Annotated in this window: 16 protein-coding genes; 7 read left to right on the top strand and 9 right to left on the bottom strand. The window is 67.6% G+C overall.

Going from position 1 to position 14,525, the window contains the following annotated elements; genetic code table 11:
- Positions 1 to 28 precede the first annotated feature (28 nt).
- Entirely contained in the window at positions 29 to 154 is a 126-nt protein-coding gene (locus FPV16_RS26135) for a hypothetical protein (protein ID WP_018042593.1), read from the top strand.
- A complete protein-coding gene (locus FPV16_RS17680) occupies positions 154 to 366 on the top strand; it encodes a hypothetical protein (RefSeq protein ID WP_227439688.1) in 213 nt (70 codons plus the stop codon). The genes FPV16_RS26135 and FPV16_RS17680 overlap by 1 nt, the downstream gene beginning before the upstream one ends.
- Before the next feature lie 113 nt (positions 367 to 479).
- On the opposite strand, the gene FPV16_RS17675 is transcribed toward FPV16_RS17680, so the two are convergent.
- The 7 genes from FPV16_RS17675 to fliL form a co-directional block, all read right to left on the bottom strand.
- On the bottom strand, positions 480 to 1,667 hold the full coding sequence (locus tag FPV16_RS17675) for a calcium-binding protein (RefSeq protein ID WP_227439687.1): 1,188 nt from the start codon (positions 1,665 to 1,667) through the stop codon (positions 480 to 482).
- Positions 1,668 to 1,858: 191 nt separating this feature from the next.
- Positions 1,859 to 2,233, bottom strand: coding sequence for a hypothetical protein (locus FPV16_RS17670; RefSeq protein WP_227439686.1), 375 nt, complete (start codon positions 2,231 to 2,233; stop codon positions 1,859 to 1,861).
- Between the two features lie 47 nt (positions 2,234 to 2,280).
- On the bottom strand, positions 2,281 to 2,955 hold the full coding sequence (locus FPV16_RS17665; protein ID WP_227439685.1) for an invasion associated locus B family protein: 675 nt from the start codon (positions 2,953 to 2,955) through the stop codon (positions 2,281 to 2,283).
- Positions 2,956 to 3,124: 169 nt separating this feature from the next.
- Positions 3,125 to 3,973, bottom strand: coding sequence for a MotE family protein (locus FPV16_RS17660; RefSeq protein ID WP_227439684.1), 849 nt, complete (start codon positions 3,971 to 3,973; stop codon positions 3,125 to 3,127).
- Positions 3,970 to 4,518 carry a DUF6468 domain-containing protein gene (locus tag FPV16_RS17655; RefSeq protein ID WP_227439683.1) on the bottom strand — a complete coding sequence of 183 codons (549 nt, stop codon included), beginning with the start codon at positions 4,516 to 4,518 and terminating at the stop codon, positions 3,970 to 3,972. Before FPV16_RS17655 ends, FPV16_RS17660 begins: the two co-directional genes overlap by 4 nt.
- 7 nt (positions 4,519 to 4,525) lie before the next feature.
- A complete protein-coding gene (gene fliM, locus FPV16_RS17650; RefSeq protein WP_227439682.1) occupies positions 4,526 to 5,743 on the bottom strand; it encodes a flagellar motor switch protein FliM in 1,218 nt (405 codons plus the stop codon).
- 23 nt (positions 5,744 to 5,766) lie between these two features.
- Positions 5,767 to 6,264: a flagellar basal body-associated protein FliL gene (fliL, locus tag FPV16_RS17645; protein WP_227439681.1), complete on the bottom strand. Its 498-nt coding sequence runs from the start codon at positions 6,262 to 6,264 to the stop codon at positions 5,767 to 5,769.
- A gap of 272 nt (positions 6,265 to 6,536) precedes the next feature.
- Between fliL and flgF the strand changes: the two genes are divergently transcribed.
- From flgF to flgH, 4 genes are all read left to right on the top strand, one after another.
- The gene (flgF, locus tag FPV16_RS17640; RefSeq protein ID WP_227439680.1) at positions 6,537 to 7,277 is read left to right on the top strand and encodes a flagellar basal-body rod protein FlgF; all 741 of its coding nucleotides are present in this window, start codon (positions 6,537 to 6,539) and stop codon (positions 7,275 to 7,277) included.
- Positions 7,278 to 7,289: 12 nt separating this feature from the next.
- On the top strand, positions 7,290 to 8,081 hold the full coding sequence (gene flgG, locus FPV16_RS17635; RefSeq protein ID WP_227439679.1) for a flagellar basal-body rod protein FlgG: 792 nt from the start codon (positions 7,290 to 7,292) through the stop codon (positions 8,079 to 8,081).
- A 67-nt stretch (positions 8,082 to 8,148) separates the two neighbouring features.
- Entirely contained in the window at positions 8,149 to 9,198 is a 1,050-nt protein-coding gene (flgA, locus tag FPV16_RS17630) for a flagellar basal body P-ring formation chaperone FlgA (RefSeq protein WP_227439678.1), read from the top strand.
- Between the two features lie 35 nt (positions 9,199 to 9,233).
- Positions 9,234 to 10,001, top strand: coding sequence for a flagellar basal body L-ring protein FlgH (gene flgH / locus FPV16_RS17625; protein WP_227439677.1), 768 nt, complete (start codon positions 9,234 to 9,236; stop codon positions 9,999 to 10,001).
- A 211-nt stretch (positions 10,002 to 10,212) separates the two neighbouring features.
- On the opposite strand, the gene FPV16_RS17620 is transcribed toward flgH, so the two are convergent.
- Entirely contained in the window at positions 10,213 to 10,389 is a 177-nt protein-coding gene (locus tag FPV16_RS17620; protein WP_018042607.1) for a hypothetical protein, read from the bottom strand.
- Between the two features lie 219 nt (positions 10,390 to 10,608).
- Positions 10,609 to 11,028, bottom strand: a complete 420-nt coding sequence (gene dksA / locus FPV16_RS17615; protein ID WP_018042608.1) for an RNA polymerase-binding protein DksA — start codon at positions 11,026 to 11,028, stop codon at positions 10,609 to 10,611.
- A gap of 480 nt (positions 11,029 to 11,508) precedes the next feature.
- Between dksA and FPV16_RS17610 the strand changes: the two genes are divergently transcribed.
- The gene (locus FPV16_RS17610) at positions 11,509 to 14,517 is read left to right on the top strand and encodes a PAS domain-containing protein (protein ID WP_319802251.1); all 3,009 of its coding nucleotides are present in this window, start codon (positions 11,509 to 11,511) and stop codon (positions 14,515 to 14,517) included.
- Positions 14,518 to 14,525: the final 8 nt, after the last annotated feature.

Genomic DNA, 14,525 nt, shown 5'->3' with positions numbered 1-14,525 from the left:
ATAGCGCTACCTTCAGGCAGGAAGACCCATGCACCGTTACTTCCCCGTCCTCATCGCCGTCGTCGCGATTCTCGCGGTCGGGATCCTGTACGCCTTCGTCCGCAACGGCGACACGGCCCATACCGCGCCCGTCCAGCAGACGGCCCCCCGCTGATGCGCCGCCTGATACCCCTGGTGCTGCTGGGTCTGGTCGCGATCCTCGCGGTGATCTGGGTCGGCGTATGGAATTTCGAGGCGCTTCGCACCGAACGGGCCGAGAATGGCGGTGCCCCCGCCGTTCCCGCCTGCGATCCGAACAACACGGTCGGCAAGGCGATCCTGCCGAATTGCCCCGACGCGTCCATCACCGCGACGCAGAAGCGCTGACGCCTGCCGACGGCCGGAGAGCCGATGCTGCGCAATCGGGTGACGGGCCGATTGCGCTTGGCGTGTCACAGGTTTCGGGACGCGAAACCGGCGACCATGTTCACCGATCCTGTTCAGATCAGGAAGTTGTCCACCGTGAGGGTGGACGACAGGACATCGTGCAGGATGATCTTGTCGGCCGGGTTGGTGCTCGTGGCGAAGGTGATTTCGGTATCCTGGTTCTTGTTGATCGAGCGGATGTTCACCTCGTCGAAGCTGTCGACGACCCCGTCCAGGTTGAACCGATCGTGGGCCGCGTCGAACCGATAGATGTTGTCGCGGCCGAAACCGCCGGGAAGATCGCCCAGGTAGGTGAATTCGTCGGAGCCAGAGCCGGCGAACATCTTGTCCTTGCCCGCGCCGCCGACGAGATTGTCGGCTCCGCTTCCGCCATAGATCCTGTCGCCAGCCTGCGAGCCGATGATGGTCGCGGTGTTGCCGGCCGTGCTTTGCGACACGATGGTCTGGGCGCTGGTGACGAGTGAGAAGTCGGCCGATCCGCTGTTCCGCACGTAGACCTTGTCGATATTCTCGAAGGTCTGGTCCGCGAAGAGGGACGGACCGGTGACGATCATGATGTCGGTGCCGGTGCCCCCGTCGACGATCGTGGGTGTCCCCGAAACGACGAGGCGATCGTTGCCGCCCCCGCCGAAGAGGGAATCGTAGACGCTGCCGCCGATCAACGTGTTGGCTGCGCCATCCCCGGTGAGGATGTCCTGATGCGCGCTGCCGATGATCCGCGAGATTCCGGTCAGCGTATCGTCTTCCGCATCTCCCCCGGTGTTGACGCCGGTCTCGAGATTGACCGTGACCCCGGAGGACGATCCCGCATAGGAAGCCGTGTCGTTTCCCCCGTTTCCGTTGAGCGTGTCGGCCCCGGCCCCGCCATGCAGCACGTCGTTGGCCGCGCCTCCGCTGAGGACGTCGTTCCCGCCTCCGCCGGTGAGCGTGTTCACGCCGGACCCGCCGGTGATGACGTCGGCGAAATCACCGCCCTGTATCGTCACCGTCCCGGTCCGATCGGAGAAGTCGAAGAAGTACCCCCCCGTCTCCGGCGTGACATCGACGAGCCCGGATGCGCCGAGATAGTAGATGGCGGCACTCCGTCCGCCACTACCTTCGACGATGTAGCGGCTCGTGTCGAGATCGAAGAAGACTAAAATGTCCTCTGCCGGGTCATCATTGAAGAGGAACGTCGGTAAGAGCGTGATGGTATCAAGCTCGTCGAAATCAGCGCTGAGGGTTACGTCGATGGTCGGCATTGGGCTGATCCCAATCAGGGGCTATTCTGCAGCCCGTGCTCCTACCGCGGATCGATGAATCTCCGGCTAATTTTATCGTCGCGTCAGTGAAGTTCGAACTTTCGCGGGCGATCGATGTCCTTCCGACAGTCGATGCTCCCTGAGAATGGGTGCTGACTTGGACAAGCAACCGCATAGTATCCGCCACTGTCTCACGGCTTGACGACGAGCCCGGGAATGATCGTGCCGCTTTCTCCAAAATTGGCGACGGCCTTGGCGCAATTGGCCGGCACGTCCTTGCCGTAGACGTTCGCATAGGCCTTGACCCGCAGGATCAGCTCGCCGCCCGCGAGGGCGTCCGGCTCGATGCCGAGGCCCCGCACCACCGTCTTGAACGTCTCGTAGTTCGGCTTCGATTCGGGGCAGGAGGCCGAAACGAACTGCAGCAGCCCGGCGAGCTTGGCGGCAGTGTTCTTCTGCCGCTCCTCCTTGGTGTCCGGCGGCGGGGCCGCATCCGGCGCGGGCTGGGCGGCGAGCGGGAGCGTCAGGCCTCCGAACAAGAGCGAGGCAATGAAGATCGGCTTCATGGATGGCGTGTTCCTACCTGTCTGTCCCCTCGCCCGATCGTTGACCGTCAGTGCGAGAGTGCGCTGGCCCTCGCGAGGGCGGCACCGAAGCCATTGAGCGGCACGGTGATCGTGGTCGGTTCGGTGGCGTCCTGCTTCGGGGCTAGGATGAGCAGGTTCTTGGCGGTCTTCATCGTGTCGGTGGCCAGCGTCGGCAGGCTCACCGGCACGAGGCAGCCTTCCGAACTGCAGGTGTAGTAGGGGGCGCCCTTGCCGAGAACCGCCTCGTCGATCTTGAAGCTCAACCCCGCCTCGATCTGGAACCCGAACGGCATCAGGATCAGCCCATCGGTGCGATCGTTCGCCGGCGGCTTCAGCTCGATGGCGAATTCGCGGCGATTCTCGCGCTTCGACCCCTGGGCCTGCACCACCGAGCAGATCGAGACCTGGTTCTCGCGGGAGCAATTGATGCTCCAATCGCCGTAGCTCTCGCTCAGGGCGCTGGCGCCTTCCGGCCAGACCGCCTTGGCCGGGGCGGCGGCGACGGGCGCAGCGGCGGCCGGCGCGGGGGCTTTCGGCGCGGGCTTCGGCTTCGGCTTGGGTTTGGGCTTTGCCGGCGCGTCGGAAGCAGCCGGTGCGTCCTGCTCCGGCGCAGCCTCCTGCGCCGAAGCGCCGTTCCAGGCGGTGATCGTGGCGGCGAACGCCATCACGCCGACCACGGGCAAAACATGTCTCCAACGCATCGAGCGGGCATCCGGCGTTCGAACGAAATCAGACCTGCCGCCTAGCCCTCCCGGCCCGCGAGCGCAATGGACCCGCCGGCATCGCGATTCATCGCCCACCGGCAATCCGACCCGGCCGTCATTGCCGCATCCGCCCGCCGGCCCCGTCTCTTACCCTCGACCGCCCGGGTCAGCGGCGCTTGTCCTGGCCGCCCTGGTCGATGGCCGGCAATTCGTTGGGGCCGAGGCCCATGACGACGGGCTGCTGCGTCGGGGTCTGGCCACGCGCGCGGTTGGCGAGCGCCACGGTGAGCTTCTCGGCCGGTTCCGACTGCATCAGCGCCAGCACGTCGGCCATCTTGCGCGGGTTCATCGCCAGGACGATGGGCACCAGCACGTCGAGGGAGAGGCGATCGAAGACGCGGGCGGCATCCTTCGGCTTCATCGTCTCGTACATGGTGACGATGTTCTTCAGGCCCGTCCTCTCGGCCTCGGCCTGCTGCGCAGCGGCCCCGTCGGGCCTGTCCTCGTTGCGCTTGAGATCCTTGACGCCCTCCTCGAGCTTGCGCTCGGCGGTTCCGAGCATCTGCTCGCGCAGGCTCAGGGTCTCGTCGCGCTGCTTGAGGGCGTCGCGCCGGGCGGAGAGCTTTTCGAGGATGGCGCGCTCGCTGGCCGGCATCGGCTCCGGGGGAGGCGGGGGGCGGGGAGCGGGCGGCTCCGGTTCGGCCGCGGGCTTTTCCGGCTCCTTCGGTGTCACCGAGCCGGTGGTCTGCGGGTCCGGCAGTTCGTAATTGGTCCGGGCCTTGGCGAGGACCCGCGCGAAATCCGGCAGCTGCGCCTCGGCCGAGGCCGGGCTCGGCCCGAGATCGTCGACGGCGATGGCGCCGAGCTTCAGCACCAGAAGACCCGCCGCCGCCAGCGTCACCGCATCGATCAGCCGCAATTTGTAGGGGCGCGCCTGTGCGGCGCCGGGCCGGCCGGAGCGGAGCTTGCCCAGGCGGGTCTGCCCGGCGCGGACGAGGGAGCCGGGCGTCGTCATGCGGCGCGGCTCCGCAGGCGGCCAAGCGCACGCTCGGACATGGCGAGGGCGGCGGCGGCGGCGGCGCCGAGGCGCTCACCGTTGGGGCTCGACGGTGCCGCCTTCGGGGCGTCCCCGACCTCGACAGCGGCGGCGCGGATCTCGGAGGGACGAATCTCGGAGGGGCGGATCTCGGAGGGGCGGATCTCGACGGGCGGCACCACGGCCACCCGCGCGGGCTGCGAGTGCGAGACGATGGCGGAGATACGGGCGATCACGGTCTCGCCGGCCTGGACATGGGCGGAGAGGTCGGCGGCGTAGCGCTCCGCCGTGCCGAGGCGGTCGGCCAGCGTCCGGTCGCACTCGTCGAGGGTGGCGCGCAAGCCGATGATCGCCCGCTCGGCGGTGGAGCTCGCCACCACGAGATCGCCGATGGTCTGGCGCAGGGCCGCCTCGTCGGCCTTCATCCGGGTGATGCGCCGGCTCAGGCGCACCGAGGTGACGATGCTGGCGACGAGGAGGATGGCGACGAGGACGTCGGCGGCGAGGGTGACGAGGAGGCTCATGGCGCGGTCACCCGTCGTTGCGGTTGTTCATGGAGGCCTCGAAGGCCTGAAGCGTGGTGCGGGAGCGCCGCAGCGGTCGCGTGAGCTGCACCGAGATGTTGTCGTCCACCCGGCCGATGCGCCCCTGCGTCAGGGCCCAGTCGCCGCAGCGGACGTTGATGAGGTCGGTGGGCTTGGTGTCGAACATCAGCGTATCGCCGACCTTCAGGGACAGCACCCTCTTCAGGGGCAGCATCATCTCGTGGAGGACCGCCTCCATCGTGGCGTCGGCCTGCCAGATCTCGGTGGCGAGGTGGCTTTCCCAGGTGTGGTCGCGGCCGAGCTTCTCGCCCATGAAGCTCTGCATGAGCAGTTCACGGATCGGCTCGATCGTGGCGTAGGGAAACAGGATCTGGAGCTGGCCGCCGCGGCCGTCCATGTCGAGCTTGAGGCTGATCAGGATGGCGGCGTTGGCCGGCCGGGTGATCGTGGCGAAGCGCGGGTTGGTCTCGATCCGGTCGATGCCGAAGCGGACCGGGGAGAGCGGCTGGAACGAGAGTTCGAGGTCGCTGAGGATGATCTCCACGAGGCGCCGCACCAGCTGCATCTCGATCGTCGTGAACGGACGCCCGTCGAGGCGGGTCGAGGAGCCGCCGCGCTTGCCGCCGAGCAGCAGGTCGAGGGTCGAGTAGGCGAGGTTCGATTCCACCGTGACGAGGCCGGAATTCTCCCAGGCATCGGCCCGGAACACCCCGAGCAGGGTCGGCAGCGGAATGGCGTTGAGATAATCGCCGAAGCGCACGGAGGTGATGTTGTCGAGGGTGACCTCGACATTGTCCTGGAAGAAGTTGCGCAGGCTGGTGGACAACAACCGGATCATCCGGTCGAAGACGATTTCCAGCATCGGCAGGCGTTCGTACTGAACGACGCCCGAATCGACGATGGCGCGGACGCCGCCGGCGCCCGAAGCCGACAATTCGCGCAAGGAGAAGCCGAGGACGCCGTCGATCTCGTCCTGGTTGAGGATGCGGTCGTTGCCGGCGAGTTCGGGGAGATTGTCGGTCTCCCCGTCCTCGATCATCGTCGCCCATTCGGCGGCGACGTCGCTGGCATGCGTGCTCGTGCCCTGCTCGGCCAGCGCCGCGCCCCACTCGTCGGCCAGCGAGGTCTCGCCGACCTCGGCGTTCTGCGCGATCAGGGCGGCTGCCCAATCGTCCTCTTCGACCTCGTCTTCGGGACCTGCCATGACCGTCTCGACACCGATGGGGGTTACTGGACGATCACGTCCTTGAAGAGCACGGCCTCGGCCCGTGCCGGGTGGATCGCGACGTTGACCCGGCGGAGCAGTTCCTCGCGGAGCCGGTACAAACCGGCCGAACCGGCGAGGTCGCTCGGGCGCAACTCGCGCAGGTAGACCAGGAAGGTGTCCTCGATGCGCGGCATCAGCGGCTTCACCTCGCCCTCCACCTTGGCGTCCTTCAGCTCGAGGGAGACCTTGACCCTGGCCGTGCGCTGCTTGTCCTGGCCGGGCTCGTTGGTGAGGTTGATCGTCATCTCGCGCACGTCGAGGAAGACCAGGGGCTTCTTCACCTCGATGGCGGCGTGATCGTCGCCGCCCTTCTTCTTCATCATGAAGAACCCGCCGCCGCCGGCCAGAAGCAGCACGGCCGCGCCGATGATGATGATCTTCTTCTTGCCGCCCTTCGGGGCTTCGCCGCCGGCTTCCTCCCCGTCGGCGGCGGGGACCGTCTTGGGCTTCTTGGCCATGGGTCGCCCCTCCGAATCTCGTCCCAGGGTGCGGCCGGCGCTGAGCCCCCGCGACCCCGTGACGGGATGTATCCAAGGTTACGGTTAACGTCTCGTTAAGGCGGCAAAACCTGCCGGGTGGTTCTTGCCGCGGGGATGCGGCGGCAGGGCGGCGCGATCGACCCAACATCCAGATAGAGCATTGACCGGATTGCGTTTTTCCGAATGGCCGGCGCTGGCACGGGCCGTGCGGGTATCGTTAACGTCGCCGCAGCCCAAGGCTTATTCGATCCATGCAGAACGCGCTGTTTGTCGGAGTCTCCAGTCAGGTCGCCCTGCAGCGTGAACTCGACGTGATCGCCAACAACATGGCGAACGTCTCCACCACGGGTTTCAAGGGCCGCAGCTCGCGGTTCCAGGAATATCTGATGCCGGTGGCGAGCGCCGACTCGTTCCATCGGCCCGACCGGCGCGTCTCCTACGTCATCGACCAGGGCACGGCCCTCGATCTCGCCCAGGGACCGATCGAGCAGACCGGTAACCCGCTCCATGTGGCGGTGCGCGGCGAGGCGTTCCTCGTGGTCCGCACCCCGAACGGCGACCGCTACACCCGCAACGGTGCGTTCGAGACCGACCCCCAGGGCAATCTCGTCAACAGCGACGGCTACGCCGTGCAGGGCGAGGGCGGCCCGATCCAGATCAACGCCCAGGAGACCGGCCTGTCCATCGGGCCGGACGGCACGGTCTCCACCAATCTCGGCATCCGCGGACGCGTGCGGATGGTGACCTTCGCCAACCCGCAGGCGCTCACCAACGAGGGCGCCAACCTCTACGGGTCGCCGGCGGCCCCGGTGGCCGCCGGCATCAACGGCCGCCTCGAATCTGGTGCCCTCGAACGCTCCAACGTCAAGCCGGTCATCGAGATGACCCGGCTGATGGACGTGAACCGCACCTACACCATGGTCTCGGGCGTGATCTCGCGCCTGGACGAGTTGCGGGGCACGGCGATCCGCCGCCTCGCCGACGTCGCGTAAGGAACCCAGGCGATGCGCGCCCTCTACGCAGCCGCCACCGGCATGGCGGCCCAGGAACTCAACGTCCAGGTCATCTCGAACAACATCGCGAACCTGCGCACCACCGGCTACAAGCGCCAGACGGCCCATTTCCAGGATCTGCTCTACCAGAACCTACGCCGGGCCGGCTCGTCCACCTCGGACCAGAACACCCAGCTTCCCGCCGGCCTCGCCCTCGGATCGGGCGTGAAGACCACCTCCACCGCCCGGACCATGTCGCAGGGGCCGCTGGCCTCGACGGAGAAGGAATACGACGTCGCCATCCGCGGCGAGGGCCTGTTCCGGGTGACGATGCCCGACGGCCGCACCGCCTATAGCCGCGACGGCTCGTTCGACCTCTCGGCCCAGGGCCAGCTCGTCACCCGCGACGGCTATCTCGTGGATCCGGGCATCACGGTGCCCAACAACGCCACGAGCGTCACGATCAGCGCGCAGGGCTCGATCCAGGCGACGGTGCCGGGGCAGACCGCGCCGCAGAATCTCGGCCAGTTCCAGCTCGCCCGCTTCGTCAACAAGGTCGGCCTCGAATCCATCGGCGACAACCTGTTCATCGAGACCGCCGCCTCCGGCCCCGCCATCAACGGCCTGCCGGGCACGGAAGGCTTCGGCAACCTGCAGCAGAGCTACCTCGAAGAGGCGAACGTCAACGCCGTCACCGAGATCTCGTCGCTGATCGCCGCGCAGCGCGCCTACGAGATGAATTCGAAGGTTGTCACAGCGGCCGACCAGATGCTGTCCACGACCTCGCAGATGTTCCGCGCCTGACGGTTCGTCCGTCCTGACGTCCCCGCTTCGCCTCTCCGTTTCAGCCCGCCTCCGAAAGCGTCGCGCCATGTACGCCCTGAGACAGATCCCCAAAGCCCAGCCGCGCCGCGCCGGCACGCTCACGCCCGGCATCGTCGTGCGCACGTTCTTCGCGCTCGCGGCCCTCGGCTTCATGACGGTCCAGGTTCTCGCCGAGGAGGCCGGCCAGCGGCTGCGCCTGCGCGGCGACGTCACCGCACGCGGCGATATCCTGACGCTGGGCGATCTGGTGGAAGGGGCGCCGGCGGATCTGGCGCGACGCCCGCTGTTCCGCGCTCCGGCGCTCGGCGCGTCGGGAACGATCCAGGCCCGCCGCATCGCCGATGCGGTGGCGCCCCTCGGCCTCGGCGAGATCGAGACCGGCGGCCGGAACCAGGTCTCGGTGCAGCGCGCCGCCCGGCGCGTCGGCCCCACCGAGATCGAGGCCGCGATCAAGCGTGTGCTCGAGACGGCCTACGGCCTCGACCCGCGCAACCTCGCCCTCCGTCTCGACGGCGAGAACACCGTCCTCCTGGCGCCGCTCGATCTCGACGGGCAGGCGGCGGCCCTCGACGTCACCTTCGATCCGCGCCTGAAGCGGGTCGCGGCCCTCATCACCCTGGGCAAGCGTCAGGCCTCCCTGCGCGTCGCCGGGCAGGTGCAGGAAATCCGCGAGGTCCAGATCATCTCCCGCACGCTCAACCGCGGCGACACGGTGAGCGCCGGCGACGTCACCGTCGAGCGCCGCCCCCGCGAGGCGACCCCCCCGGATGCCCAGGCCGGGTCTACCGTCTCCATCGGTCAGGTCGCCCAGCGCAGCCTGAGCGCCGGCTCCATTCTCCGCTCCGGCGACATCGCTCCGGCGGATCTGGTCCAGCGCGGCGAGGCCGTCACCATCGTGTTCGATGCGCCCGGCCTCAACCTCTCCCTGCGTGGACAGGCCAACGAGAACGGACGTCTCGGCGCGGCGATCACCGTCACCAATCCCGTCTCCAAGAAGACCCTCGCCGCCACCGTGATCGGCCCCGGCCGGGTCTCGGTCAGCTCCTCCGCCAGCATCGGCCGCCAGGCCAGTGCGGCGTTCGACGCCGGCCGCTGACACCGCCCCGATCCTCACGAGAAAGACCGGCTCCCATGACCAACCGTTCCAATCGCCTCACCAAGACGCCGCTCTCCCTCGCGGCGATCCTGCTGGCCTGCTCGGCCCTGGGCGCCTGCAACACGGTGGACCGGCTGTCGCAGGTCGGCGCCACCCCGGCGCTCTCCTCCATCGAGGATCCGACCTCGCAGCCGGGCTACCGCCCGGTGCGCCTGCCGATGCCGGACGTGCAGCCCGTCTCCTACGCGCCCAATTCCCTGTGGCGGACGGGATCGCGCGCCTTCTTCAAGGATCAGCGCGCCGCCCGGATCGGCGACCTCGTGACGATCAAGGTCAATGTCACCGACAGGGCCAATCTGAACAACGAGACCAAGCGCTCCCGCTCCAACGCCGAAGGCCTCGGACTCCCCAACGCGTTCGGCCTGGAAAGCAGCGCCGCCATCGCCGCCGCCGGGATCAGCCCGGACAAGCTCATCGCCGGGACCTCGACCTCGTCGAGCGATGGTTCGGGGTCGGTCCAGCGCAACGAGACGGTGACGACCAACATCGCCGCCATCGTCAATCAGGTCCTGCCCAACGGGAACCTCGTGGTGGAGGGCAAGCAGGAGATCCGCATCAACTTCGAAGTGCGCGAGCTCATCGTCGCCGGCGTGGTGCGGCCGGAGGACATCGAATCCGACAACACGATCGATTCCTCGAAGATCGCCCAGGCCCGCATCGCCTATGGCGGCCGTGGCCAGATCACCGACGTGCAGCAGCCCCGCTACGGCCAGCAGCTCGTCGACATCCTGCTGCCGTTCTGAGGCTAAGGGGCTTGCCCGAGCGGTGACGGGTTCTGCGTCTCGGAACCTGCATGCCGGGCTACGATTTTCAAAGATCTTGCGGGCCGCTCGGGTCCCCTCTCCTGGAACGAGAGGGGGGCCGTCGCGCCTCACGTCGAACCTTTTTGGAGAGAGGAACAACCGTCGGGCGGATGTGTAAATCCCGCAGACAAGCTGGGACGGACGGTCCCGGTCAATGCTCGGTGCCGGGCCGGTTGGGGCGCGGGGCGGTTCCGTGATTGTCGACGAAAGCCGAGCGTTCGGGGTCTTTCTTGAGTTTCGCGACGCGGGCGCGCTGCCACAACGCTACCCCGACCACGAGTGCGAAGGTGGCGAGGGCAAGCACGAGGATCAGTACTTCATTGTCCATGTCGGGATCCTTGATCGACGCGACGTCGTATCAGTAATCGTGACAACAGGACGAAGGTTCCGGACGGTCAAGCATCGTTTAAAGCCAAGCTTCTATTGAATGCTCGGCGAGACAATCAGGATCGACAACTTCAGGCAAGCCCGCTGAAACCTGCCGCCGAAACCCGCTGCGACCACCGGCGGTCGCGGCAGGTCCGTTCGGCGCGCCACGCCGCCGACGCTACTCGTCGCGATAGACGCGCTCGCGCCGCTCGTGGCGCTCCTGCGCCTCCAGCGACAAGGTGGCGATGGGCCGGGCATCGAGGCGCTTCAGCGAGATCGGCTCGCCGGTCTCCTCGCAATATCCGTAGCTTCTGTCCTCGATCCGGGCCAACGCCGCGTCGATCTTGCCGGTGAGCTTGCGCTGGCGGTCGCGGGCCCGCAATTCGATGGCCCGGTCGGTCTCCGACGAGGCGCGGTCGGCCAGATCGGGATGATTCTCGTTTTCGGTCTGAAGCGCCACCAGCGTATCCTGCGCTTCGCGCAGAATGTCGGCTTTCCATCCCACCAGCTTACGGCGGAAATACTCACGCTGCCGCTCGTTCATGAACGGCTCGTCCTCGGACGGCACGTAACCGTCGTCGATCTTGACTGTCGCCATCCTCGCCCCTTCGCAAGTCCGTCACAGCCGGTACGCGGCGATGTTTCGCGTGCCTATACTTGAGGGCGCCCGACACTACAACGCACCCGATGGTCCTACCCCGTCCGGATGTGGTGTTGCGCGGCCCCTGCGACAAACACGCAACGGATGCATCCCTCATGCGACGCTCGTGCCGTCGGACGCGCCGGCCTCGCCCAAGCGCGGAAACGCGGCCGGATGGCGGTGCCAAGGACCGTCCGATGGCGGTCGAAATCACATCGGATGGCGGTGGTTCGACCCCTTGCGAAGGCCGTCGGACGGACGAGATGGGCCGGTTTGCGGCCGGTCCGCCGTGACCTATAGGGTCGGTTCACATCGGTCCGTGGACCGGCCGCCTGATCCCGCCCGCCGCCCGCAACCGAGGCCCTGAGAGTGCCGGAAAGCCGATCCTTGTCGAAGCCCTTTGCCGAACCTTCGGAGATCTTCGTCGGGGCAAGCGAGATGGCGGCCCTGATGCGGGCCAAGGACTGGTCGCAGACCCCGCTCGGGCCGCCGGAAGGCTGGCCGGAGGCGCTGAAGGTCGCCTTGCGCATCCTCCTGACTTCGCGGTTCGAGATGTGGCTCGGCTGGGGGCCGGACATCGCGTTCTTCTACAACGACGCCTACCGCCCGACCCTCGGCCTCAAGCATCCGGAATCGCTCGCGAAACCCACCAAAATCCTCTGGGCCGAGATCTGGGACGACATCGAGGCGCGCATTCGCAGCGTCTACGAGGATCGCGAGGCGACGTGGGATCGCGGGCTGCTGCTGCTGTTGGAGCGCAACGGCTATCCCGAGGAAACCTATCATACGTTTTCCTACAGTCCGGTCATCGACGACGACGGAACGGTGGGTGGCCTGTTCTGTGCGGTCAGCGAGGAGACGGACCGCGTCATCAGCGAGCGGCGCCTCGGAATCCTGCGTCTCCTCGGCGAGAGTCTGGCGCGGGCGGAGAGCCGCTCCGACGTCCTGCGGGCGGTGGAGGCCAGCCTCGGCGAGGCCCGCCGCGATCTGCCCTTCAGTGCCATCCATCTCTACGACGGGGGCAGCCTCGCCCGCCTCGTCGCCACCACCGGGATGTCGGCGGACCATGCCGCCCGGCCCGGCATCACCGATCCCGCCGCCCCCCTTGCGGGCTGGCTCGGCGGCATGGGAGGCGAGGCGATCGTCGATCTCGATCCGGCGCAGGACTGGCCGACCGGCGACTGGTCGAGGCCGCCCGCGCAGGCGGTGACCCTGCCCCTGGTCGGACAGGGGGGTAGCGCGCCGCTGGGCAGCCTCACGGTGGGCTTGAACCCGCACCGGCCCATCGACGCCGATTACCTGAGCTTCCTCAAGCTCTTGGCTGGACAGATCTCGTCGAGTCTCGCCAGCGTCTCGGCCTACGAGGCCGAGCGCGAGCGCAACGCGGTCCTCGCCGAAGCCGTTCGCATGCGGCAGGAGGCGGCCGAAGCTCTGCGACAGGCTAACGATGCCCTCCTCTCGGAAGTCCGGCAGAGGACGGCGGAGCGCGACCGCTTGCGCACGCTGTTCCAGGACGCACCCGGTTTCATGTGCGTCCTGAGCGGACCCTCGCACGTGTTCGAGTACACCAACGAGGCCTATCTCCAGCTCATCGGTCATCGCGACATCATCGGGATCGGCGTCCGCGCGGCGTTGCCGGAGGTGGAGGGGCAGGGCTTCTTCGAGCTTCTCGACGAGGTCTACGCGACGGGCAAACCCTTCATCGGCCGAAACATGCCGGTGACGATCCAGTCCGGACGCGAGGGCGGCCTCGAACAGCGCATCCTCAACCTCGTCTACCAGCCGATCACGGAGGCCGACGGCACCGTCACCGGCATCTTCGCCGAGGGGCACGACGTCACCGACCGCGCCCTCGCCGAAGACGCCCTGCGACGCCTGAACGAGACGCTGGAACAGCAGGTCCAGGCCCGGACCCAGGAGGTCCAGGAGCGGACTCAGGAACGCGACCGGGCCTGGCGCCTGTCGCAGGATCTGCTGATGGTCACCGAAGCGGACAGCCGGATCGCGGCCGTCAACTCGGCCTGGACGACGCTTCTCGGCTGGACCTCCGACGATCTCGCCGGTCGATCCTTCGCGGATCTCGCCCATCCCGATGACCGCGGCGCCGTCTGCTCGACCTTCTCGGCCATCGTCGCCGATCCGCTCACCGAACCCTTCGAGTTCCGGCTGCGCCACGCCGACGGCAGTTACCGCTGGTTCGCCTGGACCGGCGCGTTCGAGGACGCGCGGATCTATGCCAGCGGCCGCAACACCACGGCTGAGCGCGAACAGGCCGCCGCCCTCGAAGTCGCCGAGGACGCCTTGCGTCAGGCCCAGAAGATGGAGGCCGTGGGCCAGCTCACCGGCGGGATCGCCCATGACTTCAACAACTTGCTCACCGGGATCGTCGGCTCCCTCGACCTGATGCAGACCCGTCTGTCGCAAGGCCGGATGGACAATATCGAGCGCTACGCCAAGGCGGCGATGTCCTCCGCCAACCGGGCCGCGGCGCTGACCCACCGGCTCCTCGCCTTCGCCAGGCGCCAGCCCCTCGATCCGAAGCTGGTCGACGCCAACGCCCTGATCGCATCCCTCGAAGACCTCCTGCGTCGGACGATCGGCGAGACGATCTCCCTCGACATCGCCATGGGGGAGGGGCTGTGGCCGACCCTGTGCGATCCACACCAGCTCGAGAATGCGATCCTCAACCTCGCCATCAACGCCCGCGATGCCATGCCGGATGGCGGCCGGCTCCGCATCGAGACCGGCAACACCGAACTCGACCGCGCCTATGCCCGGTTGCATCCGGGGGTGGAGCCGGGTGCGTATGTCTGCATCGTCGTGTCGGATACCGGCACCGGCATGCCGGCCGACGTCATCGCCCGGGCCTTCGACCCGTTCTTCACCACGAAGCCCCTGGGGCAGGGGACCGGCCTCGGCCTGTCGATGATCTACGGCTTCGCCCGGCAATCGGACGGCCATGCCAAGATCGATTCGCAAGTCGGGCACGGTACGGCGGTGAAGCTCTACCTGCCCCGCTCCGTCGAAGCGGTGACGGAGCCAGGCCCGGCGGACACCCTCGCGGGGGTCGCCCGCATCGGCGCGGGTGAGACCGTCCTCGTGGTCGAGGACGAGGGGGTGGTGCGCGACCTCATCGTCGACGTGCTGGAAGACCTCGGCTACCGGGCAATCTCGGCGGCGGACGGCCTGTCCGGCCTCAAGATCCTGCTCACCCAGGAGCGTATCGACCTGCTCGTGACCGATGTCGGTCTTCCCGGTCTCAACGGCCGCCAACTCGCCGATCAGGCCCGCGAAACCCGCCCCAATCTGAAGGTGCTGTTCATCACCGGCTATGCTGAGAATGCCATTTTCGGCAACGGTCAGCTCGATCCGGGCATGCAGATGATCACCAAGCCGTTCCCGGTGGAGGTTCTGGCCGGGCGCATCCGCGAGATGATGGAAACCTGACGCGGCGG

This window comes from Methylobacterium sp. W2 (assembly GCF_020662345.1).
Lineage (GTDB): Bacteria > Pseudomonadota > Alphaproteobacteria > Rhizobiales > Beijerinckiaceae > Methylobacterium.
Note: the sequence above shows the minus strand (reverse complement) of the source record. Positions and strands in the feature narration are given on the sequence as shown.